Source organism: Paenibacillus sp. FSL L8-0436 (assembly GCF_038593025.1).
Classification (GTDB): domain Bacteria; phylum Bacillota; class Bacilli; order Paenibacillales; family Paenibacillaceae; genus Paenibacillus_AQ.
Map to the genome: position 1 here is coordinate 5,884,243 of NZ_CP151955.1, position 25,895 is coordinate 5,910,137.

22 protein-coding genes, 7 tRNA genes, 3 rRNA genes and 1 pseudogene are annotated in these 25,895 nt (G+C 45.6%); 6 read left to right on the forward strand and 27 right to left on the reverse strand.

What is annotated here, in order from left to right; all coding sequences use genetic code 11:
* Nucleotides 1-20 precede the first annotated feature (20 nt).
* From NSS79_RS27200 to NSS79_RS27215, 4 genes are read right to left on the reverse strand one after another with little or no spacing between them, the layout of a single operon-like run.
* Complete coding sequence (locus tag NSS79_RS27200; protein ID WP_342436905.1) at nucleotides 21-1,016, reverse strand: sensor histidine kinase; 996 nt, start codon at nucleotides 1,014-1,016, stop codon at nucleotides 21-23.
* Nucleotides 1,013-1,717: a response regulator transcription factor gene (locus NSS79_RS27205; protein WP_342436906.1), complete on the reverse strand. Its 705-nt coding sequence runs from the start codon at nucleotides 1,715-1,717 to the stop codon at nucleotides 1,013-1,015. Before NSS79_RS27205 ends, NSS79_RS27200 begins: the two co-directional genes overlap by 4 nt.
* Nucleotides 1,718-1,764: 47 nt before the next feature.
* Nucleotides 1,765-3,189, reverse strand: a complete 1,425-nt coding sequence (locus tag NSS79_RS27210) for a HAMP domain-containing sensor histidine kinase (RefSeq protein ID WP_342436907.1) — start codon at nucleotides 3,187-3,189, stop codon at nucleotides 1,765-1,767.
* On the reverse strand, nucleotides 3,189-3,902 hold the full coding sequence (locus tag NSS79_RS27215) for a response regulator transcription factor (RefSeq protein ID WP_342436908.1): 714 nt from the start codon (nucleotides 3,900-3,902) through the stop codon (nucleotides 3,189-3,191). The genes NSS79_RS27210 and NSS79_RS27215 overlap by 1 nt, the downstream gene beginning before the upstream one ends.
* Before the next feature lie 157 nt (nucleotides 3,903-4,059).
* Between NSS79_RS27215 and NSS79_RS27220 the strand changes: the two genes are divergently transcribed.
* Genes NSS79_RS27220 through NSS79_RS27230 form a run of 3 tightly spaced genes read left to right on the forward strand, consistent with a single transcriptional unit; the run spans nucleotide 4,060 to nucleotide 6,470 of the window.
* Nucleotides 4,060-4,977 (forward strand): ABC transporter ATP-binding protein, encoded by a 918-nt coding sequence (locus NSS79_RS27220; protein ID WP_342440449.1) that lies wholly within the window; start codon nucleotides 4,060-4,062, stop codon nucleotides 4,975-4,977.
* Nucleotides 4,974-5,726 (forward strand): ABC transporter permease, encoded by a 753-nt coding sequence (locus tag NSS79_RS27225; protein WP_342436909.1) that lies wholly within the window; start codon nucleotides 4,974-4,976, stop codon nucleotides 5,724-5,726. The genes NSS79_RS27220 and NSS79_RS27225 overlap by 4 nt, the downstream gene beginning before the upstream one ends.
* 12 nt (nucleotides 5,727-5,738) lie before the next feature.
* Nucleotides 5,739-6,470, forward strand: coding sequence for an ABC transporter permease (locus NSS79_RS27230; protein ID WP_342436910.1), 732 nt, complete (start codon nucleotides 5,739-5,741; stop codon nucleotides 6,468-6,470).
* A gap of 514 nt (nucleotides 6,471-6,984) precedes the next feature.
* Here NSS79_RS27230 and NSS79_RS27235 read toward each other — a convergent pair.
* The 10 genes and pseudogenes from NSS79_RS27235 to NSS79_RS27280 all read right to left on the reverse strand — a co-directional run bounded on the left by NSS79_RS27235 (nucleotide 6,985) and on the right by NSS79_RS27280 (nucleotide 15,600).
* Nucleotides 6,985-7,224: a NifU family protein gene (locus tag NSS79_RS27235; protein WP_038596501.1), complete on the reverse strand. Its 240-nt coding sequence runs from the start codon at nucleotides 7,222-7,224 to the stop codon at nucleotides 6,985-6,987.
* Between the two features lie 320 nt (nucleotides 7,225-7,544).
* Nucleotides 7,545-8,942 (reverse strand): Fe-S cluster assembly protein SufB, encoded by a 1,398-nt coding sequence (sufB, locus tag NSS79_RS27240; protein WP_342436911.1) that lies wholly within the window; start codon nucleotides 8,940-8,942, stop codon nucleotides 7,545-7,547.
* A gap of 54 nt (nucleotides 8,943-8,996) precedes the next feature.
* Nucleotides 8,997-10,280, reverse strand: a complete 1,284-nt coding sequence (gene sufD / locus NSS79_RS27245) for a Fe-S cluster assembly protein SufD (RefSeq protein ID WP_342440450.1) — start codon at nucleotides 10,278-10,280, stop codon at nucleotides 8,997-8,999.
* A 47-nt stretch (nucleotides 10,281-10,327) separates the two neighbouring features.
* On the reverse strand, nucleotides 10,328-11,107 hold the full coding sequence (sufC, locus tag NSS79_RS27250; protein ID WP_087917730.1) for a Fe-S cluster assembly ATPase SufC: 780 nt from the start codon (nucleotides 11,105-11,107) through the stop codon (nucleotides 10,328-10,330).
* Nucleotides 11,088-11,609, reverse strand: coding sequence for a MarR family transcriptional regulator (locus NSS79_RS27255; RefSeq protein ID WP_342436912.1), 522 nt, complete (start codon nucleotides 11,607-11,609; stop codon nucleotides 11,088-11,090). Before NSS79_RS27255 ends, sufC begins: the two co-directional genes overlap by 20 nt.
* Before the next feature lie 1,031 nt (nucleotides 11,610-12,640).
* Nucleotides 12,641-13,033, reverse strand: a complete 393-nt coding sequence (locus NSS79_RS27260) for a tautomerase family protein (protein ID WP_342436913.1) — start codon at nucleotides 13,031-13,033, stop codon at nucleotides 12,641-12,643.
* Nucleotides 13,034-13,087: 54 nt separating this feature from the next.
* Nucleotides 13,088-13,565: pseudogene (locus tag NSS79_RS27265) on the reverse strand (nitronate monooxygenase); the annotation flags it as partial.
* The gene (gene murI, locus NSS79_RS27270; RefSeq protein WP_342436914.1) at nucleotides 13,547-14,308 is read right to left on the reverse strand and encodes a glutamate racemase; all 762 of its coding nucleotides are present in this window, start codon (nucleotides 14,306-14,308) and stop codon (nucleotides 13,547-13,549) included. The pseudogene NSS79_RS27265 and the gene murI, both read right to left, overlap by 19 nt.
* A gap of 88 nt (nucleotides 14,309-14,396) precedes the next feature.
* A complete protein-coding gene (locus tag NSS79_RS27275; RefSeq protein WP_342436915.1) occupies nucleotides 14,397-14,579 on the reverse strand; it encodes a hypothetical protein in 183 nt (60 codons plus the stop codon).
* Nucleotides 14,580-14,763: 184 nt separating this feature from the next.
* Nucleotides 14,764-15,600: an alpha/beta hydrolase gene (locus tag NSS79_RS27280; RefSeq protein WP_342440451.1), complete on the reverse strand. Its 837-nt coding sequence runs from the start codon at nucleotides 15,598-15,600 to the stop codon at nucleotides 14,764-14,766.
* 133 nt (nucleotides 15,601-15,733) lie between these two features.
* On the opposite strand from NSS79_RS27280, the gene NSS79_RS27285 reads away from it, so the two are divergent.
* Nucleotides 15,734-16,609, forward strand: coding sequence for a LysR family transcriptional regulator (locus tag NSS79_RS27285; RefSeq protein ID WP_342436916.1), 876 nt, complete (start codon nucleotides 15,734-15,736; stop codon nucleotides 16,607-16,609).
* 109 nt (nucleotides 16,610-16,718) lie between these two features.
* On the opposite strand, the gene NSS79_RS27290 is transcribed toward NSS79_RS27285, so the two are convergent.
* Nucleotides 16,719-17,108 carry a hypothetical protein gene (locus NSS79_RS27290; protein WP_342436917.1) on the reverse strand — a complete coding sequence of 130 codons (390 nt, stop codon included), beginning with the start codon at nucleotides 17,106-17,108 and terminating at the stop codon, nucleotides 16,719-16,721.
* 404 nt (nucleotides 17,109-17,512) lie between these two features.
* Between NSS79_RS27290 and NSS79_RS27295 the strand changes: the two genes are divergently transcribed.
* Nucleotides 17,513-17,719: a hypothetical protein gene (locus tag NSS79_RS27295; protein WP_342436918.1), complete on the forward strand. Its 207-nt coding sequence runs from the start codon at nucleotides 17,513-17,515 to the stop codon at nucleotides 17,717-17,719.
* 165 nt (nucleotides 17,720-17,884) lie between these two features.
* On the opposite strand, the gene NSS79_RS27300 is transcribed toward NSS79_RS27295, so the two are convergent.
* Entirely contained in the window at nucleotides 17,885-18,379 is a 495-nt protein-coding gene (locus tag NSS79_RS27300) for a hypothetical protein (protein ID WP_342436919.1), read from the reverse strand.
* A gap of 20 nt (nucleotides 18,380-18,399) precedes the next feature.
* On the opposite strand from NSS79_RS27300, the gene NSS79_RS27305 reads away from it, so the two are divergent.
* The gene (locus tag NSS79_RS27305) at nucleotides 18,400-18,858 is read left to right on the forward strand and encodes a histidine kinase (protein ID WP_342440452.1); all 459 of its coding nucleotides are present in this window, start codon (nucleotides 18,400-18,402) and stop codon (nucleotides 18,856-18,858) included.
* Between the two features lie 38 nt (nucleotides 18,859-18,896).
* Here the strand turns inward: NSS79_RS27305 and NSS79_RS27310 are convergent.
* The 11 genes from NSS79_RS27310 to NSS79_RS27360 form a co-directional block, all read right to left on the reverse strand.
* Nucleotides 18,897-18,975: transfer RNA gene (locus NSS79_RS27310), tRNA-Leu, on the reverse strand.
* 25 nt (nucleotides 18,976-19,000) lie between these two features.
* A tRNA-Arg gene (locus NSS79_RS27315) sits at nucleotides 19,001-19,077 on the reverse strand.
* Between the two features lie 6 nt (nucleotides 19,078-19,083).
* A tRNA-Gly gene (locus NSS79_RS27320) sits at nucleotides 19,084-19,158 on the reverse strand.
* A 46-nt stretch (nucleotides 19,159-19,204) separates the two neighbouring features.
* Nucleotides 19,205-19,282 (reverse strand) — tRNA-Asp (locus tag NSS79_RS27325).
* Nucleotides 19,283-19,288: 6 nt separating this feature from the next.
* Nucleotides 19,289-19,362: transfer RNA gene (locus NSS79_RS27330), tRNA-Met, on the reverse strand.
* Between the two features lie 67 nt (nucleotides 19,363-19,429).
* Nucleotides 19,430-19,505: transfer RNA gene (locus tag NSS79_RS27335), tRNA-Val, on the reverse strand.
* Nucleotides 19,506-19,586: 81 nt separating this feature from the next.
* A tRNA-Glu gene (locus NSS79_RS27340) sits at nucleotides 19,587-19,658 on the reverse strand.
* 140 nt (nucleotides 19,659-19,798) lie between these two features.
* Nucleotides 19,799-20,326, reverse strand: a complete 528-nt coding sequence (locus NSS79_RS27345; RefSeq protein WP_342436920.1) for an AAA family ATPase — start codon at nucleotides 20,324-20,326, stop codon at nucleotides 19,799-19,801.
* A gap of 94 nt (nucleotides 20,327-20,420) precedes the next feature.
* Nucleotides 20,421-20,537 (reverse strand): 5S ribosomal RNA (rrf, locus tag NSS79_RS27350).
* 145 nt (nucleotides 20,538-20,682) lie between these two features.
* Nucleotides 20,683-23,609: ribosomal RNA gene (locus tag NSS79_RS27355) — 23S ribosomal RNA — on the reverse strand.
* A 246-nt stretch (nucleotides 23,610-23,855) separates the two neighbouring features.
* A 16S ribosomal RNA gene (locus NSS79_RS27360) occupies nucleotides 23,856-25,411 on the reverse strand.
* Together the 16S, 23S and 5S rRNA genes form the textbook arrangement of a ribosomal RNA operon.
* Nucleotides 25,412-25,895 lie beyond the last annotated feature (484 nt).

A 25,895-nucleotide genomic window follows, 5' to 3' on the forward strand; every position in this document is an offset into this window, starting at 1 on the left:
TTTTATTACACGGATGTAAGCTAATGATTGGCTGCAAAAACAATGCGCACCACTGTACCTACGCCAACCTCCGACTCCAGCTCAAGCCGGTGCCCGAGACGGTCGGCAGACTCCTTCGTCAAATACAGTCCCATTCCTGTAGATTCACGCAGCCCCCGCCCGTTGTCGCCAGTAAAAAAAGGGTCAAAGACCCGTTTGAGATCAGACGCCTGGATCCCTATCCCTTGATCTCTGACCTCAATGACAGCATCAGCACCCCGTAAGTAGCAGGAAACGACAATCCTATTATCCTCTGTATCTTTGGCCGCTGAATATTTGATGGCATTGTTAATGATTTGGGACAGCATAAAGAACAGCCATTTCTCATCGCTCTGGGCAGTAATCCCGGGATCCCCAGCCAGAACCTCGGGAAATATCCGGTTGCGGATGAACAGGCGTTTGTGGTCATGTACAACCTCGTTCACGAGCTGCGGCAGAACGACCGGTTTGACATGAAAATCCTTTTCAAAGGCACGGAGCCTGGCCATGTATAACACCGTATGCAGGCCGCTGCGCATCCGCTCCAGCTCCTCACGGATGCTGGCAAACTCAGGCTCATCCATATTCTGAACCGTGAGCTCAATGACTGACAGCGGCGTTTTCATTTGATGAACCCATTGATCAATAAAGGTTAAGTGCTGCTCCTGCTGCTTTTTCACCGCTATAAGCTGCTGCATGGAATGGCGGTACTGAGCATGCAGCAATTCTTCAAGCGCTTTGGATACAGGTGTGTTATCAATCTTTCGATAAGATTCGTCCAGCGTTTCCAGTGGCCGGCTCAAGCGAAGATAGTAACGGCGCCGGGTGAGATAATGCCGGACCAGATAACAACCGAGGAAGAAAAAACCTATAAAGATCGCATAAAGAGCAGTTGAAAGATGGTTATAGCCGTCGAGCCAGTAAATAGTTAATATTGCAGCAAATTGAACAATTTGAAGGGCAATCAATAAAGTATGCTCCCGGATAAACAGCTTCATTGGCTATCCTCTATCCAGGTGACGTTTAACCTATAGCCTGATCCCCTGACTGTAAGTACAGCTTCCTCGATGCCAAGCTCCTGGAACTTCTTCCGGACCCGTGTAATATTTACGTTGAGCGTATTTTCATCCACAAAAGCTTGCGGATCCCACAGCTTCTCCAGCAAGGCCTCTCTGCTGGCCACCCTTGGGTAGCGCTCCATGAGGCTCTCTATTATATCCGATTCTTTTTTAGTCAAGGTCACCATGGATTGTCCCAGCTGCAGCTCAAGCCTTTCGGGATAGAGAATAAGCCCCTCCAGCTCTATCACCGGCTCCTCGCGTCTCGCCGCATACTCCCCGTAGGCACGGCGGAGATGGCTGTGAATCTTGGCCAGAACAACCCCTGAATGAAATGGCTTGGTGATATAGTCATCCCCGCCATTCTCAAGTGCCATAATCTGATCCATTTCACCTTCACGGGCCGAAATAAACAGTACCGGACAGGTGGAAATCCGGCGGATTTGCCGGCACCAGTAATAACCGTCGTAACTCGGGAGATTCACGTCAAGCAGCACCAGCTCCGGCTTAACCTGCTGGAATTCCTCAAACACCTGTTGAAAGTCCTTCACCCGTACCACATCATAACCGTACTTTAAAATAGCAGACAGCAGAAGATCCGCAATTTTGGGATCATCCTCCACAATCATAATTTTGAACATATTCATGGCACTCCTTATGGGGTTCATCTATGTTAATATTAAACAGCTCAAAGCGCCGGCTCCGGCATCGGGTTCCCCGCCTTTTCAAGGACAATATGTGCCCGCAATTTCAATATTGCTTTTAACCCCTGGCCTTTGTCACTTTCCAGAATAAGCATGCCTTGGTGGGCCTGTGCGATTCGTGCAACCATCGGAAGTCCCAATCCATGACCTTGACGAACAGGGCGGATCCGCCCAGCCGTATAGGGCAAAACAACAACTTCTGATAAAAGCTCCTTAGGAATGCCCGTCCCGTTATCCGCAACAACAAATTGATAGAAGGCACCTTCAGAAGAACTTGACGTCTCTAGTATAATCCGGCAGCCTTCCGGGTTATGCCGTACGCTGTTATGAACCAGATTGCTTACCGCACGATACAGCAATCTCTCATCCCCCATAATTCTCAAGCTCTCATCACTGATCTTGATTGTAATGGGATAGCGCTCATCCAGACCGTTATTCAAAAACTCGGAAGCTACCTGTCTTGCTAGAACTGAGAGGCGGATCTGTTTTAGATGCAGCGGCTGCATTTCGTATTCTAGCATGGATACCAGATTCAGGTCATTCACCAAAGATCGCAGAATCTCTCCCTGCCGCCGGATAATGGCTGCATGCTGTTTTTGTTCAGTTGTCAGTCCGGGTTGCTCTTCCAGTTCACTTGCATAGCCCAGAATCATGGAAAGCGGCGTACGGATATCATGGGAAATACCTGCAATCCAATTGGAGCGTGCTCCATCTCTGGCCTTAAGCGCGTCATTTTTATTCTGCAGCATATCCGAAGTTGAATTAATGCTTTCTGACAGGTCACGGAAAATGCCACCCTTGTCCATATGGACCGGCCTCTCCTTCGCCAGGGCATGAATCCCCTCAATCAGTGGCCGAATGCTGCGGATTAAGCGGTTCCCCGTGAATAAGGATAACAGTAAAGCCAGAGCGATATTGGCTGCGAAGACCAGTACAATTCTTATGGGCAGTGACTTGAGCCAATCCACCAAAAATTCAAACTGGTATTTTACATACGTATTCTTCGGATACCCTAAGACAAGCAGCCCCGCTTTATGTTCCCAGACGTACACAGGATACTCCTTGAGATAAAAGCGTGAAAATTTAGCCACATCAATAAGAGTATAGGCACGCGGAATTTCTTCAGGCAACTTCTCACTCCAGCTTACCTCCCCTTTCTCATCCAGCAGCATAACCCATGCTTGATCCTGTTTCAGGAGATTCGCTGCTTGCGCATCTAAAGTATATTTTCCGTTCCCCCCCGTAAGTCCTTCTGCAATCTGCTGTACAACCGTCTCTGGAGAAGGCCTTTTATGCACTTCCTTGAATACCAGGGAGCCCAGCATAATGAAGTTGAACAGAAGCAGCATGACGGAAACCAGAATCGTCGCTACAACAAATTTCCGTAAAATCCGGATAACCCCATCCATTACCGGTCCCCCTGTACAAGCAGCTTATAACCAAGTCCTCTTACCGTAAGTAAATGCACGGGTTTGGATGGTTCCTCTTCTATTTTTTCACGGATTCGCCGCACATGTACCATTAATGTATTCTCATAGCCGAAGCTGTCATCTCCCCAAACCGCCTGACATAGGGCGTCGCTTGTTACGATTCTTCCTTGGTTCTCATGCAGTTTAATCAGGATTGCGTGTTCTTTGGCTGTCAGTGGAAGCTCGGTGCCCTCTCTACGCACAACAGCGCTTTCCAAATCTATCATCTGTCCGCCCAGCCGGAAGACAGGGAGCCTCTCGGGAGCATTGAAGGCATATGCCCGCTTTAAAATGGCCATCAGCCGTAAAATCAATTCTCTCGGCAAAAAGGGCTTGACGATATAATCATCCGCGCCCAGCCCAAGGCCAAGCAACCGGTCTTCATCCTCTCCACGCGCGGAGAGAAACAGCACCGGCATGTCCGAAAATGTTCGGATTGCGGAAAGAAGCGAAAATCCATCTCCGTCAGGCAGCATAACATCCAGAATGGCCGCATCCGGCTTTTCCATCCTGCAGATCCTCAACGCATCAGCATAATTACCAGCTATGAAAATACGAAAAAAACCTTCTTTACGTAAAAACATCTCTATCATTTCAAGGATTTTTGGTTCGTCATCCACGATCAGTACTTTTTTATTTTTTATGATATCCAATTCGCATCACCCTGTTTAGTATACCTGATCCAGCCGGAAACTCGATATTTTCTATTCTCATTTAAGGTAACCGTAAGGTTATCTTCAGCCGGAAGCAAGAAGACCTCTATATATTAATTACTGAAGAACAATTATAGAAATGGAGTTGAGAGGCTTGATAAATTCGTCCCCTATCGTGCAGACGCATAATCTTTCCAAATCTTATGACGGTATACACCGGGTACATCAAATTAGTCTGATTGTTGAGAAAGGTGAGATATATGGGTTTCTAGGTCCTAACGGAGCGGGGAAAACCACTACTTTAAAAATGCTGCTGGGTCTTATTAAACCTAGGGAAGGAACGATCAAGATTTTCGGCAATGACTTGGAGAACAGCCGGGCATCTATCCTTAACCAAACGGGTTCACTGATTGAATCCCCGTCCTACTATGGACATCTCACCGGGTTAGAGAACATGCGGGTGATGCAGCGTCTGAGGAACGTGCCCAACAAAAATATAGATGAAGTTCTGAAGATCGTGCGTCTTGAAAATCAAAAACACAAACAAGCCAGCCAATATTCGCTGGGTATGAAGCAGCGTCTTGGGATTGCCATGGCTTTGCTTGCCTTTCCCAGTCTGCTGATCCTCGATGAACCTACAAATGGACTGGATCCTGCGGGGATCGGTGAAATCCGGGAACTGATTAAATCCCTGCCCGGGCAATATGGAATAACCATTCTACTCTCAAGCCACCTGCTGTCGGAGATCGAGCAGATTGCGAGTTCCGTTGGAATTATCAGTGAAGGCAAGCTTTTGTTCCAGGGAACGATGGAAGATCTTCGAAAGAATAACCAGGCAACGATACACATCCAGACAAATGATAACGCCAAAGCCGCAAAAATACTGCTTGCGCATGAATATATGCCAAGATTTCAGGAAAAGCATCTCATGTTCGAATACTTGGATGACGGAGAGGTGTCCCGGATCAATCGGATTCTGGTCGAAAGCAACCTTTCTGTTTCAAGAATTCAGGAGCATCAAAAAAGTCTGGAAGATATATTTCTTGATCTTACCGGAAAGGAGCGGAGTCTGTGATAAAGGCCTTAGCTTTGGAGTATTTTAAAATCCGCCGTAAAAAAGTATGGGTGATGCTAACCTTGTTTCTGGCTGCGGAATTGGTGTGGGCTTCGCTGTCTATGAGCATCTCGATCTCCCGCAGTCCGAACAACGCCTCTTGGGAAGCACTGGTTTTCACCCTATCTTCTATGAATGGACTTTTTCTGCCCATTATATCAGCAATTATCGTTTCCAGGATTTGTGATATGGAACATAAGGGAAACACCTGGAAAATGCTTATGACAACCTCTATAGGCCGCAATCATGTCTATGCAGCCAAGTACATGTGTGCCAGCAGCTTGGCTTTGTACGGCATCGTCATCCAGGCGGGATTTATCATCGGCTTCGGATCCCTCAACAACTTCGCGGGGCCGCTGCCGGTGTCTCTGCTTTTGCAATTTATTGCAGGAACGCTGCTCACCAATTTGGCAATCACCTCCATGCAGCAATGGTTGTCACTGGCCGTAAAGAATCAAGCCTTTGCCTTGAGTCTGGGTATGTTGGGCGGTTTTCTCGGTACAACCCTAACCCTGTTTCCTTCTTCCATTCGCCATTTCTTCATCTGGTCCTACTATATGGATTTGAGCCCGGTGATGTATGTTTATAACGCCTCTTCCGGAACGTATTTGAGCGGAACGATGCACCTTGGCTTGCTGCTTGCAGTATTATTCATGGCTTTTATCTTTTATTTAGGCGGCAATTTTCACATTTCAAGGCAAGACATCTAAGGAGGTAACAAGATGCTCAGAAGCGTTATAACTGAATGGTTCAAGCTCCGTCATTCCCGCATCAGCCTTGTGCTGGCCATCCTGCCCGTCATGAGTCTGATGATCGGAAGTTTTAACTTTTATTTTAATCAAGCAGCCTTGCAAAATGGATGGTACAGCTTGTGGACACAGGTCAGTTTATTTTACGGGGAATTTTTCCTGCCGATACTCATTGCGATCTGTTGTGCATTCGTATGCAGGCTAGAACATAACAACCGGAACTGGAATCTGATTCTAACCTCCCCCGTATCTGTTTCTAGCCTATTTATGGCCAAGCTTATTATCGTAAGCTTACTTATCTTCATAGTGCAGACGTTATTCATGGTGATGTACTGGTCAGCTGGTCAGCTGTTTTCCATTTCCGGAGCCTTTCCAACTGAAACAATCGTCTGGGGCTTTCGCGGATGGCTTTCCTCGGTGGCTATTGCCGCCTTGCAATTAGGTTTTTCCATACGCATACGCAGCTTCGCTGCCCCGATCGGAATCAGCCTCTGTGCAGTCTTCCTTGGTCTGGTCATGTATGTAGCGAAAATCGGTATGTTGTTCCCCTACTCCCTGTTGACCATCGGTATGAGTGTGCTGAGCCAGCGGGAATTGACACCTTCAGAGAACCTATTCTTTTTCTTCATGAATGTTACGTTTATTGCGCTGTTTGCGGCGTGGTCAATTCATCGGCTGAAGCATAAAGATATGGCTTTATCCTGATACAGCAGATACAATTATGAACTTACCGGATACACAGCTCAGGGGAATACCAAGAAATTAAGCTTTACTGCCAGTAAACAGCTTCAGAAGAATGCGAGTTTGAAGCTGTTTGCAACCTTTCTGCGGGGTGTAACCCATTGGGAAGAAATATCGCCAGAAGAGCTTCCTGAGCAAGTAAAGCAGCATTTTCTGATCACACGCGGAGAAAAGCGTTTCGCCACTAGGTAATTTTTTCGATGGAGGCTTACGTCTCGGTGTTTCAAAGACTTCGCTCTTCTTCCAAAGGCGTATTTGCGTCCGGAAAGTGTATTCCTGGCACTGAGCATGAACGGACCGAGTTGCACTTATTTGGAGCTTTTAGCCTGTTACAGGAGGACAACGGACTCCAGCGCAGTTATTTCTCCCTGCTGGCCGTTTTTAGATAGAATGCAGAGCAAATAAGGTCGCTTGGGTCCGCAAAAGAGAATAAACAGGGGTTTTACTCCCCAGAGCCCTTCCAGTTTGAAGACACGCTCTAGAATACTTGTACAACTTCTTTAATATCATCGATTTCCTCAAGAATTGCGCGCTCAATAGCAGCCTTTAACGTAATCGTAGCACTTGGGCAACCGTTGCAAGCTCCCAAAAATCTTAATTTGGCTATACCGTTCTCAACCTCGACCAGTTCAGCATCTCCACCGTCACGCAGTAAGAAAGGACGTAGTTTGAGAAGCACTTCCGATACTTCATCGAATAAAATTCCATTCTCCTCCATTATGCCAGCTCCTCTCATTGTTTTACCAACAGTCAATTCATGCCTTTTTTCACCCTAGATGTCTGAATGATCCTTTGTTTTTTGCCTAAGAATGGCCTCTTGATCCGAAAGTTCCCTTATAAGCGTATAAATAGAGTCTAAAGGTACCATCACACCACAACTTGCGCTCAATCCTGACAGCATATTGAAGTAGAACTGAAGTTTCCGTATCTCTCGGGTAATTTGAGCTAGTTCTGAATTGTCCGAATTTTTTTTCTTCATTACTAACACCTCGTACTTCTTTAAAGAGTGATAAAGGTTTGATCTATTAAATTATTGAATCAACCAATGCTTCCTTCCATTTCAAATTGAATCAGCCGATTCATTTCAACGGCATATTCCATCGGCAATTCTTTGGTAAACGGCTCAATGAAGCCCATTACAATCATTTGTGTGGCATCTTGTTCTGTAAGCCCGCGGCTCATTAAGTAAAACAATTGTTCCTCGGACACTTTGGATACTGTTGCCTCGTGCTCCAAAGTAATCTGATCGTTTTTAATTTCATTGTACGGAATCGTATCTGATGCTGACAGGTTGTCCAAAATCAACGTATCACACTTAATATTGGACTTGGATCCTGCGGAATCGCGGCTGAAGCTTGACAATCCCCGGTAGTTTACTTTGCCGCCCTGCTTGCTGATGGATTTGGATATAATCGTAGATGTTGTCTCGGGAGCAAGGTGAATTACTTTCGCGCCGGCATCTTGATGCTGATCTTTACCGGCTACGGCAATAGACAGGATGGACCCCTTGGCTCCCCTTCCTTTCAATATTACAGCCGGATACTTCATGGTTACCTTGGATCCGATGTTTCCGTCCACCCATTCCATTGTGGCATTTTCCTCTGCCACAGCCCTTTGGGTTACCAAGTTGTAGATATTAGGAGCCCAATTCTGGATTGTCGTGTATCGGACACGGGAATCTTTCCGGCAAATAATTTCAATAACTCCGCTATGCAGAGAACTGGTACTATAAATAGGTGCTGTACATCCTTCAACATAATGGACAAAGCTACCCTCTTCAGCAATAATTAATGTCCGCTCGAATTGGCCCATATTTTCAGAATTAATACGGAAATACCCTTGTATAGGAACCTCACATTGAACGCCCCTCGGAATGTATACAAAGCTGCCGCCTGACCAAACCGCACTGTTAAGCGCCGCAAATTTATTATCGGCGGGAGGGATGATCGTTCCAAAATGTTGCTTGAACACTTCAGGATATTGCTTTAAAGCAGTATCCGTATCAAGGAAAACAACGCCCTGATCCTCCAGTTCCTTCCGCATACTGTGATAGACTACTTCCGACTCGTATTGAGCGGATACGCCCGCCAGGAACTTTTGCTCCGCTTCAGGAATCCCTAGCTTGTCAAAGGTTGCTTTAATCTCGGAGGGAACCTCCTTCCAGGTCTTTCCCTGTTTTTCGGAAGGGCGAACGTAATATTGGATGTTATCAAGATTTAGTCCGGACAAATCCGCTCCCCACCCAGGCATCGGCATTTTGTAGAATTGCTTCAAAGCTTTCAGCCGAAAATCGAGCATCCACTCCGGCTCTTCCTTGATTCGGGAAATTTCCCGGACAATCTCTTCAGTCAGACCTTTTCCAGATTGAAAAATAGACTGGTGCTCGTCGCGAAACCCATATTTATATTCGCCCATATCCGGCGCTTTTTTAGCCATTGTATATCACTCCTTTTAACCTTCATAAGACTCACTTTGATTGGCTCTGATTCCCTATGATCTGCCAAGTTTTTTCTCCACTACATCCTGCAGGCGGCTACGCACTCCCTCCAGCGGGATCTCCGAAATGACAGGAGCGAGGAATCCGAAAATAACAAGATATTCAGCTTCACTCCGTGAGATCCCGCGCGACATCAGATAATAGATTTGTTCCGCATTTACTTGCCCCACGGATGCAGCATGACCGGCGGTTACATCATCCTCATCTATCAGCAGGATCGGATTGGCATCACCGCGCGCATTTGGACTTAACATCAGTACACGTTCTGTTTGCTGACCATCACAATTGGTTGCACCCTTTTCAATTTTTGTAATCCCGTTGATAATGGCCGTAGCTTCTTCACGCATTACTGCGCGTGTGATCATTTGGCTCACCGAGCTTCTGCCAAAATGCTGGGCTTGCGTAGTATAACTCAATTTCTGGTCCCCAGAGCCTATCGCAATCACCTTAGCGTCAGAGATGGACCCGTTGCCCTGGAGTAATGTCTTGGTATCACTGGCGGTATAGCCATTATTCATCTCGCCGACAATCCATTCTACACCGCCATCCGCAAGCACAACCGCCCGCCGCTGGGTGAAGTCCGTTGTTGCTGCAGCAAGTTGATGAACAGAAGCGACCTGCACCTTGGAGCCTGCCTCTGCAAACACCTCTACCACACCATTATGCAAAACCTTGATATCATCTCTGCTCGATATACAATGATCCACATAGCTGATCTTGCTGTTGTTACCAGTCACAATCAAGATGTGAGGAGCAAAAAGCGCCCCGCTCCTATCGCTATAAAAGATCGCTTGAATGGGAACTTCAACCTCTATACCGTCTGGGACATATAGAAAAACGCCACCACTCCATAAGGCACTGTGCACAGCAGACAATCTGTGCTCTTCCGGCTTCACAGCCTGAAAGAGATAACGTTGAACCAACTCCTCATGCTCTTTTGCCGCAGTATGCAGGTCCGTTAAAATTACTCCCTGGGCGGTTAAGCTCTCGGACAATTTCGTATACACTACATCCGAATTGAACTGAACGATTAGTCCGCCTTTCACTGGAGAAGCAACCAAACCTCGAACAACCTCCGGCGCAGCTTCCAAACCTGACCACGCATTCTCAGCTTTGTAATCTCCACTTTCGTAGATATCCCATTTTTCTAGCTTGATTTTCTCCACTTTAGGCAACTCCAGCGTCCCTGCCAGCTCCAGTGCCTGAATCCGGCGTTCAAGCAACCAACGAGGTTCATCCTTAGCACTTGACCAAGCGCATAAAGCATTCGCATTCATTGAAATTTTTGCTTGTATACCCACTTGCTTTTCCTCCTCTTCAGCTTTCAAACTTCCTCGCCTACCGTCTCATCCGTAATCCCAAGCTCCTCCTTCACCCAATCGTACCCTTCAGCCTCTAAACGGTGGGCAAGCTCCGGACCGCCAGATTTAACTATCCGGCCTTGCATCATGACATGCACAAAATCCGGGGTAATATAATTCAACAGTCGTTGATAATGGGTGATGATTAAAAAGCCTCTATCCGGGCTGCGCATCTCATTTACGCCATTGGCCACAATACGCAGTGCATCAATATCAAGCCCGGAATCCACTTCATCCAGGATCACAAACTTGGGTTCAAGTAGCATCATTTGCAAAATCTCATTCCGCTTTTTTTCACCGCCGGAGAATCCCTCATTCAAATAACGATGCGCAAATTCCGGGTTCATCTCCAGCCCCTTCATTTTGCTCTCCATTTCACGGATAAAACGGATTAAGGATATCTCATCGCCTTCTTCACGCCGTGCATTGATGGCACTTCTGAGAAAGTCCGAGTTGGTCACGCCGGCAATTTCACTTGGGTATTGCATAGCGAGGAACAAGCCTGCCTGGGCACGCTCATCCACCTCCATCTCCAGAAGGTCTTCATTGTCCAATGTCACCTTGCCGCCGGTAACCTCATATTTGGGATGGCCCATTAAAGCTGAAGCCAACGTACTTTTCCCCGTCCCATTAGGACCCATAATCGCATGAATCTCTCCGCCATGAATCTCCAGTGTGAGCCCTTTTAAAATTTCTTTCCCTTCAATCTTGGATCTTAATTCCTCAATCTTTAATGTCGTCATTTATCGTAAACTTCCCTTCGGAGTATTCTTCGGCACGCGCCACCAAATCACTCATAAATTTTCCAATAGTCTGCAGCTCAGCCTCTGAATAGGATTCAATGAATTGGTAAAACCTTTCTTCTTTTTCTTTGTGCAGCTCTTTATGCAAATGATAAACGTGTCTTCCCTTATCCGTTAAACTAAAGTAAATCTCCTTACGATTGTTGTTCAGTTGACTTCTCATAATGAAGCCCATTTCCAGCAGCTTTGCACTAATTTTAGTAATGCCAGCTTTGGACAACCCCATCTTCTCAACAATCCCGGTATGATTTATCGGTTCATAATCACCAATGCAATCAATAACGTGTACACTAGTAATATTGTTGGAGAGCATGTCAATCTGGTACTTTCTGGCCTGTTGCCGAAACGAGTTAAATTCTTGTTCAGTATACAGCTCATTCAGATGCAGCATTCTAATATATTGCTCGTAAAGATGACCTTTAAAATGATTTTGAAACTCCAATTTCGCAATCTCCCCTCTCTTGTAGTAGTTGCAGACCAAGTTCAGTATCAGCAATAGATTGTTTTTCTTTTTTGTTCACTAGTGAACAAAGTAATATTAACATAATTGATATTGATAATCAATATCAATTATGTTCAGTATGAAGCAATCCTGGAGGCGCTTTTCATTGGTTCGTTGTCATTGTCATCGGCCTCATGCTGCGTTCCGACCAGTTGGGGTCTCATCTCCATTATCCTGGATTTATCCGTTTCGCTCAGGTGCAACGAACCTTTGGTTCATTTCTTTCGCTCAACCGCCTGGTCGCTAGACGCTCTTTGTACGTTTTTAGAAATAGATGGGGTAATTAGCCACCGTTTACGTATAATTGGGATAACAGGAGTGATTGCTCAGCTTTGCAAAAGCTTCGAATAGAGCTAAGTCATACCAGGACTGTTGGTTAAACCAAATATGTAACTTTATCCGAATCGTAATTAAGGGCAATGAGACGATGTAAGTTGGAATGTTTAAGTGTTGCTTAATCCAACGAAAGAACACTTCTATTTTTCTTCTCTTTTGGGCAGGCTTCGCTTATTATGGAGTGAATATCTAGACTATGGGTACGGCTAAAGCCTAGCCCCGTGTCTTCAATATTCAATAGGAGGATAACAATGATTTATAGAAACGCTACTGTTGAAGATATATCTGCTATAGTGGAATTCCAATTGCAAGTCATGGGCAGAAGATTGTTGCTTATGTGATGGCTGCCTCATGGAAGTATTGGGCTAAGTGGCCTCTTTTTCAATATTGATTGACGCTTTGAAAGATACAGAATATAAGGGAATTACGCTTAATAAGCTATTGGCGGTGCACCGCTAGCCCTCCTAATATAGTTTGCCTATACTCGGTCAATCCCCTTTGTATGTAATTGTAATTTTTGAACATCCATAAGCCCTATTTACCACCTCAATACCAAACCTCATGGAAATCGCCCTTCAACTAGCCTACAGAGCCAATTTAAAGGCGATTGCTATAATGATACGACTAGTGTTGAATCAGCCTAACTTACCGGTCAAAAATTGTGCCTCCCCTAGTCCAAAACTCCAATCATCATCATTATTTTCAACAATAGATACCATTAAATCGGTTGGTGCGATGCCGCATTCAGCTTCTAACCTGTCAGCCAGTAAGGAATAGAGCTTTTGTTTCTTCTCTTTTGGCCGGGCTTTGCTTATTATGGAGAGAACAACCAGATTATTGGTACGGTTAAAGCCTAGCCCTGTATCTTCAATAATCATATAATCCGCCGGGTGTTCGTGAACGATTTGGTAACGATCTCGCTCAGGAACGTCGAAAGCTTCCACAACAACTTGATGGGCAACATCCAAAAGTTTTTTCAGGCTTGCTTTATCTCGCCCTTCAATAAGGTCAAAACGAAGTAATGGCATTTTTAACTTCCTCACTTTAATAAATAGTAATAGTTTTTCCTCATATGTTGTCAACTATTCCAAGAATAGTCTTTGGACAAGAACACTGGCTTGATCAATGGTTTGTTTTACAATTGAAGCGGCAGGTTGGTCGCCTGCTAACCGAAGCCCCTGGCCCGCCCAAAGTGACATATACTCGGGGTTGTTCGATTTTGCAGCCGCCTGACGCATGTCCCGGGTCATCGCGTTTTGAATAGGGTAAGCTCATGGTGCCTATCAAAGCCTGGGAGGCGTCTTTTAGGAATGTCCCCCTATGCCCGCCTGCTTCGCTCCCCTGAGCCACAATAGCATCTGCTCCAGCTGCCTCCAATTGCTTGGCTTCATCAACTGTTGTTGCAGTTCCAATGATGAATATTCCATGCTGTTTCATGGCTTGGATCACGGCTGGAGATGGTATGCCAAAAGTGAAACTAAATACGGGTACACGTTCCTCCAACAGTACCTGTACCTGCTCCTCAAATGATTCTGAAGACTTCAAAATCGATGGATTTCGAACTCTTTTAATTTAGCCTTATCCTCGACTTTGACCCCTGAACAATAGAAAGAAATATTACCGTTGCCTTCATTTAAAGAATTCATTTCTTCCAGTACTTTTTTTAGATTTTTTGCAGTACCATTATTTCCATCAATTATATTAACATCCGATGAAAATAATTTTCTGAATATATCCTTATAGTAAGAAAAGTGAGTACATCCTAAAACAATAGTTTCATACTTACTTAAATCATATATAGACAATTGTTCTTGAAGATAAGGTAGCACTATTTGCTCGTTAAACTCAAAACTTTCTGCAAACTGAACTAATTTCGGAAGAGGTAATAAATCAACAACATGTTCGTTATCTAATTTAGTAATAAGATTTTGAAGTCTTTCTTCCCTTAGAGTAAAAGCAGTAGCAGTTACCAAAATTCGTTTATCTATATTTCTTTTTGTTTTAACAGCTGGTTTTACAGCAGGCTCCATACCAATGATTGGAATACTGTATTTTGCCCTTATTTCTTCGATTGCTGCGCTTGTGGCAGTATTACAAGCCATTACTATCGCTTTTACTTTTTGCTGGCTAAGAAATTCTATAGCATTTAAAACATACTTTTTAACGTCATCTTTCGTTTTGTGCCCATATGGAACATTTAATGTATCTGCGTAATACAAATAATCTTCATTAGGTAAAACTTCTAATGTATCATGCAATACAGTAATGCCTCCAATACCAGAATCAAAAAAACCTATTTGCATCTCTATTCCTCCAATAGGAATCAATTCACCAATTCCATTCGTATCTTGGTTCCAATACAAATTGTCCAGGATCTAACTAAGCTCTTGATTAGGATGAATACGAGCATAGTTCAAATTTCCTATCGTTTCTTTTTGACTTGAAATGACTGCACCGGATAGCAATATTATAGCAGCAGCAACAAGCACCAAAGGCAGCGATAAGGTAACCCAAGTTATTACTCCCTGCCAAATATCCGGATTCCGTAGCGGATAGATTAGCTTGTGATTGCATCAATGGAAGTATGGAAGTATATGAAAACGTCCGATCCCCATTGCAATGATAAGCATAACTAATCCACCGACCATAGTCTTTGTGGAATTAGGCAATTTCGCATTTTTAGCTTCTGAATTCTCCATGCTACTGACCTGTCACCCTTCTAAATTCAAATTATCCCTTTTCAAATTCCATTATTTTTTTAAAAAATTAGCATTAGTTCTCCAATTTCATATGCATGTGTTTCCAATGCAAAGTGCCCAGTATCTAATAAATGAATCTCGGCATTAGGTAAATCTTTCTTAAAAGCTTCAGCACCAGCCGGAATAAATGAAATATCATTTTCACCCCACACTACCAATAAGGGTGGCTGATATTCTCGGAGATACTGTTGAAACTCCGGGTACATCTTTACATTATTTTGGTAATCAAAAATTAAATCCAATTGTTTCTCATCATTTCCTGGCCGGGACATATAAGCAATATCAAGAGTATAACCATCTGGGGAAACTTGGCTTTCCTTTGTTCCATCAACATATTGGCCTTTGATCGTGTTGGGCGCAAACGCTGTCCGATAACTTTCTCTTTTTTCTTGCGTAGGATTTTGCCAATATTCTTCTCGCACCGCCCATTTCCCACCTAATCCTTCACGATAAATGTTGCCATTTTGGCTTATTATTGCTGTCACACGTTCTGGATGGTGCATGGCTATACGAAAGCCAATAGGGGCTCCATAATCAAAAACATATAATGCATATCTGGTAAGTTTTAGCTTATCAATGAAAGCTTCAATAATTTCAGTGATATGGTCAAATGTATAAGGGAAATCCTCTCTGTCAGGCGATGAGGTATTCCCGAACCCCGGATAATCAGGAGCAATTAAATAGTAGTCTTTTTCTAAAATAGGTATTAGTTCTCTGAACATATGACTTGCGGACGGAAAGCCATGAAGCAATAAAATGACTGGTTTATTCGGATTACCAGCCTCACGATAAAATATGTTTAACCCTTCTATCTCTAATGAATGATAAGTTGTCATTTTGTAACCTCCTGTTTTCTTCATAAGACCCGCCTCTTTCTAAACTAATTGTAACTTTTTAAAGATATCGTGTAAAATGAATCTAAACGATAAGTAATATTAAAATTATCAATAATTAGATGGAGGAATGACGGTGGACATCCGGGACATGCAGATTTTTCTGGCAGTTGCAAACGAAGGAAGCATTACCAAAGCAGCCGAAAAAATGGAATATGTTCAGTCGAGTATAAGTATCCGTATCCAGCAGCTTGAAAAAGAACTGAAAACATCGCTATTTCGTCGTGGGCGGCAAGGAGTCCGGCTCACAACATCTGGAGAGACACTCAAGTCCTATGCTGAGAAAATTGTCTTTCTTACTCAAGAGGCAGAACGGGTCGTGGCAGATAACTCGATCCCAAGAGGGCCACTTCGGATCGGATCGCCCGAAACCACAGCAGCGGTTCGGCTACCATCTATTCTTACCGATTACCTTAAAGCTTATCCAGAGGTGGATTTGGCTTTAAAAACTGGAACGACGGAAGAACTTATTCATTTAGTGTTGAAATACGAGTTGGACGGAGCTTTCGTAGCTGCGCCAGTTGATCATGCTGAGCTCGTTATTACTGAGGTGGGGGTTGAGGAGCTTGTGTTCATATCGGGAGGGCAATTCCCCTCAATAGACCAGCCGGAACAATTGCGAAATCTGACTTTACTAGTATTTCGTGTTGGGTGTTCATACCGACGAAAACTTGAGGATTGGTTACATTTACAAGGAATTATTCCTGCTAAAATCATGGAGTTCGGAACATTGGAAGGAATCCTTGGATGTATTCATGCTGGTCTCGGGGTATCCCTTTTACCTCGCTCGGTGATTGAAAGAGCCATGGTTCAATATAACTTGCGATCTCAACAAATCTCGGACGAGTTCTATAAAACCCCGACTCTATTCATACGTCGTAGAGATACTTATGAAACTGCAGCTATGTCCGAATTTATCCGGATTTCAAGACAGAGGTTCAATCTTACTTAACCTGCCAAAAGTAAAAGCAGCCAGCAGAAAGCTGACTGCTTCTTCCGTTTTTAATTCAAAGTGAATATCTCTTCAGTTTAACTTTTTGCTTTAATCAAATTCAATACTCCTATCCCCTTTCCAATTCTGCGAGTTTCTTCGAAATCATCACCTTTTCGGGTAAACCGTGTGCTAACGTCTCCGCATTCTCCATCACGATTATGGCCAGGGCTTGAGTCAAACGAGCATATTCTTCTCTCAATTCACCCAAATAATCACTTGAAATGAAAAGATTATCTTTTGCCAAAACCGTTGGATGACAAGCTATATTGATTAAGCTCACCAAGGGATAATTTGAAGAATCTCTAAATTGCAAGACATGTCCTTTATTATTGAAAGGAAATGCTCTTTCATTTCTATTACAGTAATATCCATTAATCTCACATGTTCCGTAATAGGCTCTTGTTTCCATTTTATTTTTTAAACAAAATTCCGTATTTTTAACTACCGCATCCAGCAATGATTGGAGATAATCCTCAGATGGCGGAATCTCCGGAAAAAACATCGTTGAAACTTTTGGCCCTGAATGAGTATGCGTAAGGTAGATTTCGCGTATCAGGCATAAAGTAAAAAAAGCATAAGAAAGCTAAAAAAAAGCAAGGAAATCGAGTTTCTATTCACGACTCTTCTCCTGCAAATATAATCCCTCAAAATATCGCAAAACATGATGCCGAAAAATAGTTCCGCTTTTATTTTATAATGAATGCGTAACGCTACAGGAAAAATATGCAAGCGGTTACAATCAGTGATCCGTATCTTTATGGGGGGTGTAAAGTGAACATATCGTTTTTAAAACCTGGCACCATGATTGCAAGAAAGCTATCCTTCGTTCTTATTAAAAATTAATTAGAGAAGGAGATTACTATGAAGAAAAAAAGTTTTATTATGTTATCCTTTGCGATAATACTTTCATTATTGCTGTCAGGCATCTCTAATGCAGATGTAACTTCTAATTATGTAAGCCCGCTTATGGGCGGTGCTGATCCTACAATTGCCAGGGCTGCAGACGGTTATTACTATTCAGCTTTTTCTGGCGATTCCTTGCCCCTAACGATGCCCTTAACCGAATGATAGACAGCGAGATTGTTCTTGTTAATTTGTTCAATGTTGGGCTGTGACTTTAGAACGGATATATAATTGTGCGCATCAAAAAAAACATAAGCCGTTGACAGCAGGCTGATATTCCAAGCGTTGTTGAACATAAGGCTGTATCTCAGGTCTTCTTCCATTTCACTTTTATTGATTACGGATACTCCGCAGCAGATCACGGATGACTCGGGTAAAGCGAAGAGATAACAGGACGCCTGCTGCGAGGGATATGAAAGCAATCAGAGCGATAATCCAAATGTAATTACGCATGCTTTCGGACAACTTGGAGAGTACTTGCTTCTTAGGGATGCCTGCAATGAAGGTAAGACCGGTTGTGCCGATGCTGCGCGAAACGGCCAGGTAGCTTTCCTGGTTGATCTTGACCTCACTTACTTCGGCATTGTCTTTCAGCACATAGACAGCGGGAGAAACGATAGAACCCAACTCTTGCTTATCGGCACTGGAATAGATAGCTCGGTAAAGAAAGGTGATTACAACACAAGGATGCCGGCCTACAAAGATGTGGAGCTCAATCAGTTGAGTACCACCTTCAACAGAATGACGGAAGAAATCAATTATCTCATCAAGGAAGTTTATGAGAATCACCTGCTGATCAAAGAGTCGGAGATCAATTTTTTGCAAGCCCAGATGAATCCCATTTTCTGTTCAATACGTTGATTACCATTGGCTACAAAGCAAAATTATCTAAAGATGAGACCGTTTACAAAACGGTGACGTCGCTTACGGAGCTGCTGCAGGCAGGTATTTATTCCAGTAGTCTGGCCAAGGTCCCGATTCGTCAGGAACTGGATTATATCAAATTTTATCTTTATCTGCAGAAAGAAAGGTTTGAGGATAAAATTGAGTATACGATCCATATTGAGGACGAGGCGATACTGGATCTGTTGCTTCCCAAGCTCAGTGTCGAACCCTTGGTGGAAAATGCCGTTGTTCACGGTGTGGAAAAAAAGCTGGGCAAAGGAATCATTCACATCCACATTTACCGCAGAATCGATTCGATCTATTTTGAGATTACGGACAATGGCATCAAATTGAGGTCAAAAGTTTCTTTTGCAAAAACGATAAGTCAGACAATCAAAATATATAAAAAAGGCTTATGAGATTGTGTAAACCACAATTTCATAAGCCTTTTAGCTAATACCGGCGAGAGGACTCGAACCTCCACGGTTTCCCACTCGATTTTGAGTCGAGCGCGTCTGCCATTCCGCCACGCCGGCGTATATTTAATTATTAGAGTAAAAATGGCGCGCCCTGAGAGATTCGAACTCCCGGCCTTTTGATTCGTAGTCAAACGCTCTATCCAGCTGAGCTAAGGGCGCATATTATGGAGCGGACGACGGGAATCGAACCCGCGACCCTCGCCTTGGCAAGGCGATGCTCTACCGCTGAGCCACGTCCGCACACAGTATGTATCATATTGCTGAGATTCTAACCCGGTGCCATAAATGGCGGAACCGACGGGATTCGAACCCGCGATCTCCTGCGTGACAGGCAGGCATGTTAGGCCAACTACACCACGGTTCCAAATAATTGCGGGGGCAGGATTTGAACCTGCGGCCTTCGGGTTATGAGCCCGACGAGCTACCGGGCTGCTCCACCCCGCGTCAGTAAAAAGTGTTTATTTCTTTGATCTTCCCAAAAGCTAAACATTCCGCTATTTAGGGAATCCTCTGGTGGAGGCTGAGGGGTTCGAACCCCCGACCCTCTGCTTGTAAGGCAGATGCTCTCCCAGCTGAGCTAAGCCTCCAATGAAAGAAGCAACTTAATGATCTTAACACATTCTTCTGATAAAAGCAATCTTTATCTGCGGAATTCGATAAAAAGTTGATGACCCGTATGGGATTCGAACCCATGTTACCTCCGTGAAAGGGAGGTGTCTTAACCCCTTGACCAACGGGCCACAATAAAGTTGTCTTTTGTGACAACAAAAAGTATTATATCAATTATAAGACTATATAGCAATAGTTTATAAGGATTTTATAATTTATTTCTTTCAGTAAGATCTTCAAGCTAGCTAATCTGCAATAATTAGAGCTGAAATTATGTGGGTAACAGAGTGATACCCAACTGCAACGCTATAGCCTCTACTACCTCTTCAACTGTCAACTGATCATTATTCAGGTAGCATTGAAATATCTCCTGTCCAAGGCCCTTGAGACATCGCTCAATCTGTTGGGCGGGCCAAGAGTTATTAGAGTCACCCCGGCTATTCAATCTTCTAAGCAGCGTCTCCTGGGAAGCACATAAGGTGAAATGATGAACCTCTACGCCTTCTTGCCTTAGTCTGCCAACAATCTCCATAAAGTAGCCGGAATCCGTAATGGTCATAGGTACAATAATAGTTCCACTGTACTGAGATTCTATGTATTTTAGCATGGAATAGTTTATTTCGCGCCAAAGAGGATGATCCTGAAAATCCTCTTGGGATATCTCGTGCGGAATGTTCTCTCGGATGTAATATCCTGCATTCTCCGGATCGAACAAAAAAGATTGTGGTATTCTGCGGTTTAGTGCATAAGCCGTTTCCGTCTTTCCAGATCCAAACGCACCATTAATCCAGATGATCATTAAAAATCTCCCCTTGAGTTCTTTCCATTCCTAGGATTGGCAAAGCGTAGCATAAACAAAAGACCACTGCTGATTAATCAACAGTGGTCTCTGTGCTTGGCGGCGTCCTACTCTCCCAGGACCCTTCGGTCCAAGTACCATCGGCGCTGGAGGGCTTAACGGTCGTGTTCGGGATGGGTACGCGTGGAACCCCTCCGCTATCGCCACCAAACGGGCATTTGCGGTACAAATGCTAAATTCAGGTCTCAGCATCGCCAAATGCTGAAAACAAATCTTCATCACTTGGTCACTTGGACCTCATGAATCAGAACTTGATTCCTGAAAACTGAATCCGAAACGAATCTGCGTCTTACTTATTGGATAAGCCCTCGACCGATTAGTATTGGTCAGCTCCATGCATTGCTGCACTTCCACCTCCAACCTATCTACCTCGTCGTCTTCAAGGGGTCTTACTAATTGGGAAATCTCATCTTGAGGGGGGCTTCACGCTTAGATGCTTTCAGCGCTTATCCCGTCCGTACGTAGCTACTCAGCCATGCTCCTGGCGGAACAACTGATGCACCAGCGGTACGTCCATCCCGGTCCTCTCGTACTAAGGACAGCTCCTCTCAAATTTCCTGCGCCCACGACAGATAGGGACCGAACTGTCTCACGACGTTCTGAACCCAGCTCGCGTACCGCTTTAATGGGCGAACAGCCCAACCCTTGGGACCTACTTCAGCCCCAGGATGCGATGAGCCGACATCGAGGTGCCAAACCTCCCCGTCGATGTGGACTCTTGGGGGAGATAAGCCTGTTATCCCCAGGGTAGCTTTTATCCGTTGAGCGATGGCCCTTCCATGCGGTACCACCGGATCACTAAGTCCGACTTTCGTCCCTGCTCGACTTGTTGGTCTCGCAGTCAAGCTCCCTTATGCCTTTGCACTCTTCGAATGATTTCCAACCATTCTGAGGGAACCTTTGAACGCCTCCGTTACTCTTTAGGAGGCGACCGCCCCAGTCAAACTGCCCGCCTGACACGGTCCCCGTACCCGATTAGGGTACCAGGTTAGAACCTAGATACGATCAGGGTGGTATCCCAACGGCGCCTCCGCAGAAGCTTGCGCTCCTGCCTCTACGGCTCCCACCTATCCTGTACAGATCGTACCCAAATTCAATATCAAGCTGCAGTAAAGCTCCATGGGGTCTTTCCGTCTTGTCGCGGGTAACCTGCATCTTCACAGGTATTAAAATTTCACCGGATCTCTCGTTGAGACAGCGCCCAAGTCGTTACGCCATTCGTGCGGGTCAGAATTTACCTGACAAGGAATTTCGCTACCTTAGGACCGTTATAGTTACGGCCGCCGTTTACTGGGGCTTCGGTTCACAGCTTCGGATTACTCCTAACCGCTCCCCTTAACCTTCCAGCACCGGGCAGGCGTCAGCCCGTATACTTCGCCTTGCGGCTTCGCACAGACCTGTGTTTTTGCTAAACAGTCGCTTGGGCCTTTTCACTGCGGCCCCCTCGGGCTATTCACCCTACCGAGGCACCCCTTCTCCCGAAGTTACGGGGTCATTTTGCCGAGTTCCTTAACGAGAGTTCTTCCGCGCGCCTTAGAATTCTCTTCTCGCCTACCTGTGTCGGTTTGCGGTACGGGCACCTTCTCCTGGCTAGAGGCTTTTCTTGGCAGTGTGAGATCATGACCTTCGCTACTCTAATTTTCGCTCCCCATCACAGCCCAGCCTTAACGATGTGCGGATTTGCCTACACACCAGCCTCACTGCTTAGACGGACATCCATCAGTCCGCGTCACTACCCTCCTGCGTCACCCCATCGCTCATAGCGGATTACGGTGGTACAGTAATTTCAAACTGTTGTCCTTCGACTACGCCTTTCGGCCTCGCCTTAGGTCCCGACTTACCCTGAGCGGACGAGCCTTCCTCAGGAAACCTTGGGCTTTCGGCGGATCAGATTCTCACTGATCTTTTCGTTACTCATACCGGCATTCTCACTTGTATGCTGTCCAGCGCTCCTTACGGTACACCTTCAACCTGCATACAACGCTCCCCTACCCCAGATACATCGTATCTAGCCATAGCTTCGGTGGTGTGTTTAGCCCCGTTACATTTTCGGCGCAGAGTCACTCGACCAGTGAGCTATTACGCACTCTTTCAATGGTGGCTGCTTCTAAGCCAACATCCTGGTTGTCTGTGCAACTCCACATCCTTTCCCACTTAACACACACTTGGGGACCTTAGCTGATGGTCTGGGCTGTTTCCCTTTTGACAATGGATCTTAGCACTCACTGTCTGACTCCCGGCAAGAAGTTAATGGCATTCGGAGTTTGACTGAGCTTGGTAACCCTTGCGGGCCCCGCACCCAATCAGTGCTCTACCTCCACCACTCCATTCACCGAGGCTAGCCCTAAAGCTATTTCGGGGAGAACCAGCTATCTCCGAGTTCGATTGGAATTTCTCCGCTACCCCCACCTCATCCCCGCATTTTTCAACATACGTGGGTTCGGGCCTCCAGTGCGTGTTACCGCACCTTCACCCTGGACAGGGGTAGATCACACGGTTTCGGGTCTACGTCCACATACTAAATCGCCCTATTCAGACTCGCTTTCGCTGCGGCTCCGGCTTCTCACCTTAACCTTGCATGTTAAACGTAACTCGCCGGTTCATTCTACAAAAGGCACGCCATCACCCATAGATCGGGCTCTGACTTTTTGTAAGCACACGGTTTCAGGTTCTATTTCACTCCCCTTCCGGGGTGCTTTTCACCTTTCCCTCACGGTACTGTTTCACTATCGGTCGCCAGGTAGTATTTAGCCTTAGCAGATGGTCCTGCTGGATTCATACGGGGTTTCACGTGCCCCGCACTACTCGGGATCCGTCTCGGAGAGAACACAGTTTAGGCTACAGGGCTTTTACCTCTATCGCGGGCCTTTCCAGACCTCTTCGCCTACCATATTCCTTTGTAACTCCATGTGAGACGTCCCACAACCCCAAGGGGCAAGCCCCTTGGTTTAGGCTGTTCCGCGTTCGCTCGCCGCTACTGACGGAATCACTATTGTTTTCTCTTCCTCAGGGTACTTAGATGTTTCAGTTCCCCTGGTCTGCCTCTATCTCCCCTATGTATTCAGAGAGAAGTAACTGCGAATTACCACAGCTGGGTTTCCCCATTCGGACACCCCCGGATCAAAGCTTGCTTACAGCTCCCCGAGGCAGTTTCGTTGTTCGCCACGTCCTTCGTCGGCTCCTGGCGCCTAGGCATCCTCCGTGTGCTCTTATTAGCTTAACCAATGCGTTTTTCCAGAAGGAAAATCGCTAGCATCGCTATTAATTAAAACTTGTTCACACAAGTTTCAGCTAAAAGATGTTCTAAAACGCAAATTCGTTTCGGTATCCAGTTTTCAAGGATCAAGGTACTACTTGAGAGCTTAAACTCTCAAAACTGACCAACGAGTGAGTAACAGGCCTAAACCTGAGTTTTGGAAGACATGCTTCCGATTTGAATGTCACCGTTGCAGGTGACGATTCTCCATAGAAAGGAGGTGATCCAGCCGCACCTTCCGATACGGCTACCTTGTTACGACTTCACCCCAATCATCTACCCCACCTTCGGCGGCTGGCTCCCTTGCGGGTTACCCCACCGACTTCGGGTGTTGTAAACTCTCGTGGTGTGACGGGCGGTGTGTACAAGACCCGGGAACGTATTCACCGCGGCATGCTGATCCGCGATTACTAGCAATTCCGACTTCATGCAGGCGAGTTGCAGCCTGCAATCCGAACTGAGACCGGCTTTGCTGGGATTGGCTCCACCTCGCGGCTTCGCTTCCCGTTGTACCGGCCATTGTAGTACGTGTGTAGCCCAGGTCATAAGGGGCATGATGATTTGACGTCATCCCCACCTTCCTCCGGTTTGTCACCGGCAGTCACTCTAGAGTGCCCAGCCTTACCTGCTGGCAACTAAAGTCAAGGGTTGCGCTCGTTGCGGGACTTAACCCAACATCTCACGACACGAGCTGACGACAACCATGCACCACCTGTCTCCTCTGTCCCGAAGGCCGCCACTATCTCTAGTGGATTCAGAGGGATGTCAAGACCTGGTAAGGTTCTTCGCGTTGCTTCGAATTAAACCACATACTCCACTGCTTGTGCGGGTCCCCGTCAATTCCTTTGAGTTTCAGTCTTGCGACCGTACTCCCCAGGCGGAGTGCTTACTGTGTTAACTTCGGCACCAAGGGTATCGAAACCCCTAACACCTAGCACTCATCGTTTACGGCGTGGACTACCAGGGTATCTAATCCTGTTTGCTCCCCACGCTTTCGCGCCTCAGCGTCAGTTACAGCCCAGAAAGTCGCCTTCGCCACTGGTGTTCCTCCACATATCTACGCATTTCACCGCTACACGTGGAATTCCACTTTCCTCTTCTGTACTCAAGCCACCCAGTTTCCAGTGCGACCTCAGGTTGAGCCCAAGGTTTAAACACCAGACTTAAATAGCCGCCTGCGCGCGCTTTACGCCCAATAATTCCGGACAACGCTTGCCCCCTACGTATTACCGCGGCTGCTGGCACGTAGTTAGCCGGGGCTTTCTTCTCAGGTACCGTCACTCCGGTAGCAGTTACTCTACCGGACGTTCTTCCCTGGCAACAGAGCTTTACGATCCGAAAACCTTCATCACTCACGCGGCGTTGCTCCGTCAGGCTTTCGCCCATTGCGGAAGATTCCCTACTGCTGCCTCCCGTAGGAGTCTGGGCCGTGTCTCAGTCCCAGTGTGGCCGTTCACCCTCTCAGGTCGGCTACGCATCGTCGCCTTGGTGAGCCGTTACCCCACCAACTAGCTAATGCGCCGCAGGCCCATCTCCTTGTAGCAGATTGCTCCGCCTTTCATCCTTCGTCCATGTGAACAAAGGAATTATCCGGTATTAGCTACCGTTTCCGGTAGTTATCCCAGTCAAAGAGGTAGGTTGCCTACGTGTTACTCACCCGTCCGCCGCTAAGTTAATCCGGAGCAAGCTCCTTCATAACTCCGCTCGACTTGCATGTATTAGGCACGCCGCCAGCGTTCGTCCTGAGCCAGGATCAAACTCTCCAAATTGGTTTTTTCGAGCGGTTACTTCACCCGAATTACTCCGAGAAAATAACCATCCGAAAAAGATATTGAAAAGAGCGATTGCTCAATTTGAAACATCTGACGAGAATTTACATTCTCACGATGAAATTTCTAAAGCGTATAAATACGCTGTGAAACTCATCCGTTTTGGATCTCACTTGCGTGATTTCCATACTCACTCGTTGTTCAGTTTTCAAAGATCAAGCTCGTTGTCAGTGTCGATTATCTCGTCACCAGCAACTCTTATAATATATCATGTTTTCCGATTCAATGCAACACTTATTTTTTCATCATGTTAGCAATATCAATCGTTCAACACGTTCCAATCACCCAAGCGTTCCTTCTGCTTGCGACTGGATTTATAATATAACATGTATTCTCCAACAAAAACAACCCACAGGATTTACCATTTTTACTTTAGTACTATTGGTATCGTTCGCTATACTATGCATGACACTCTTCCTAATGA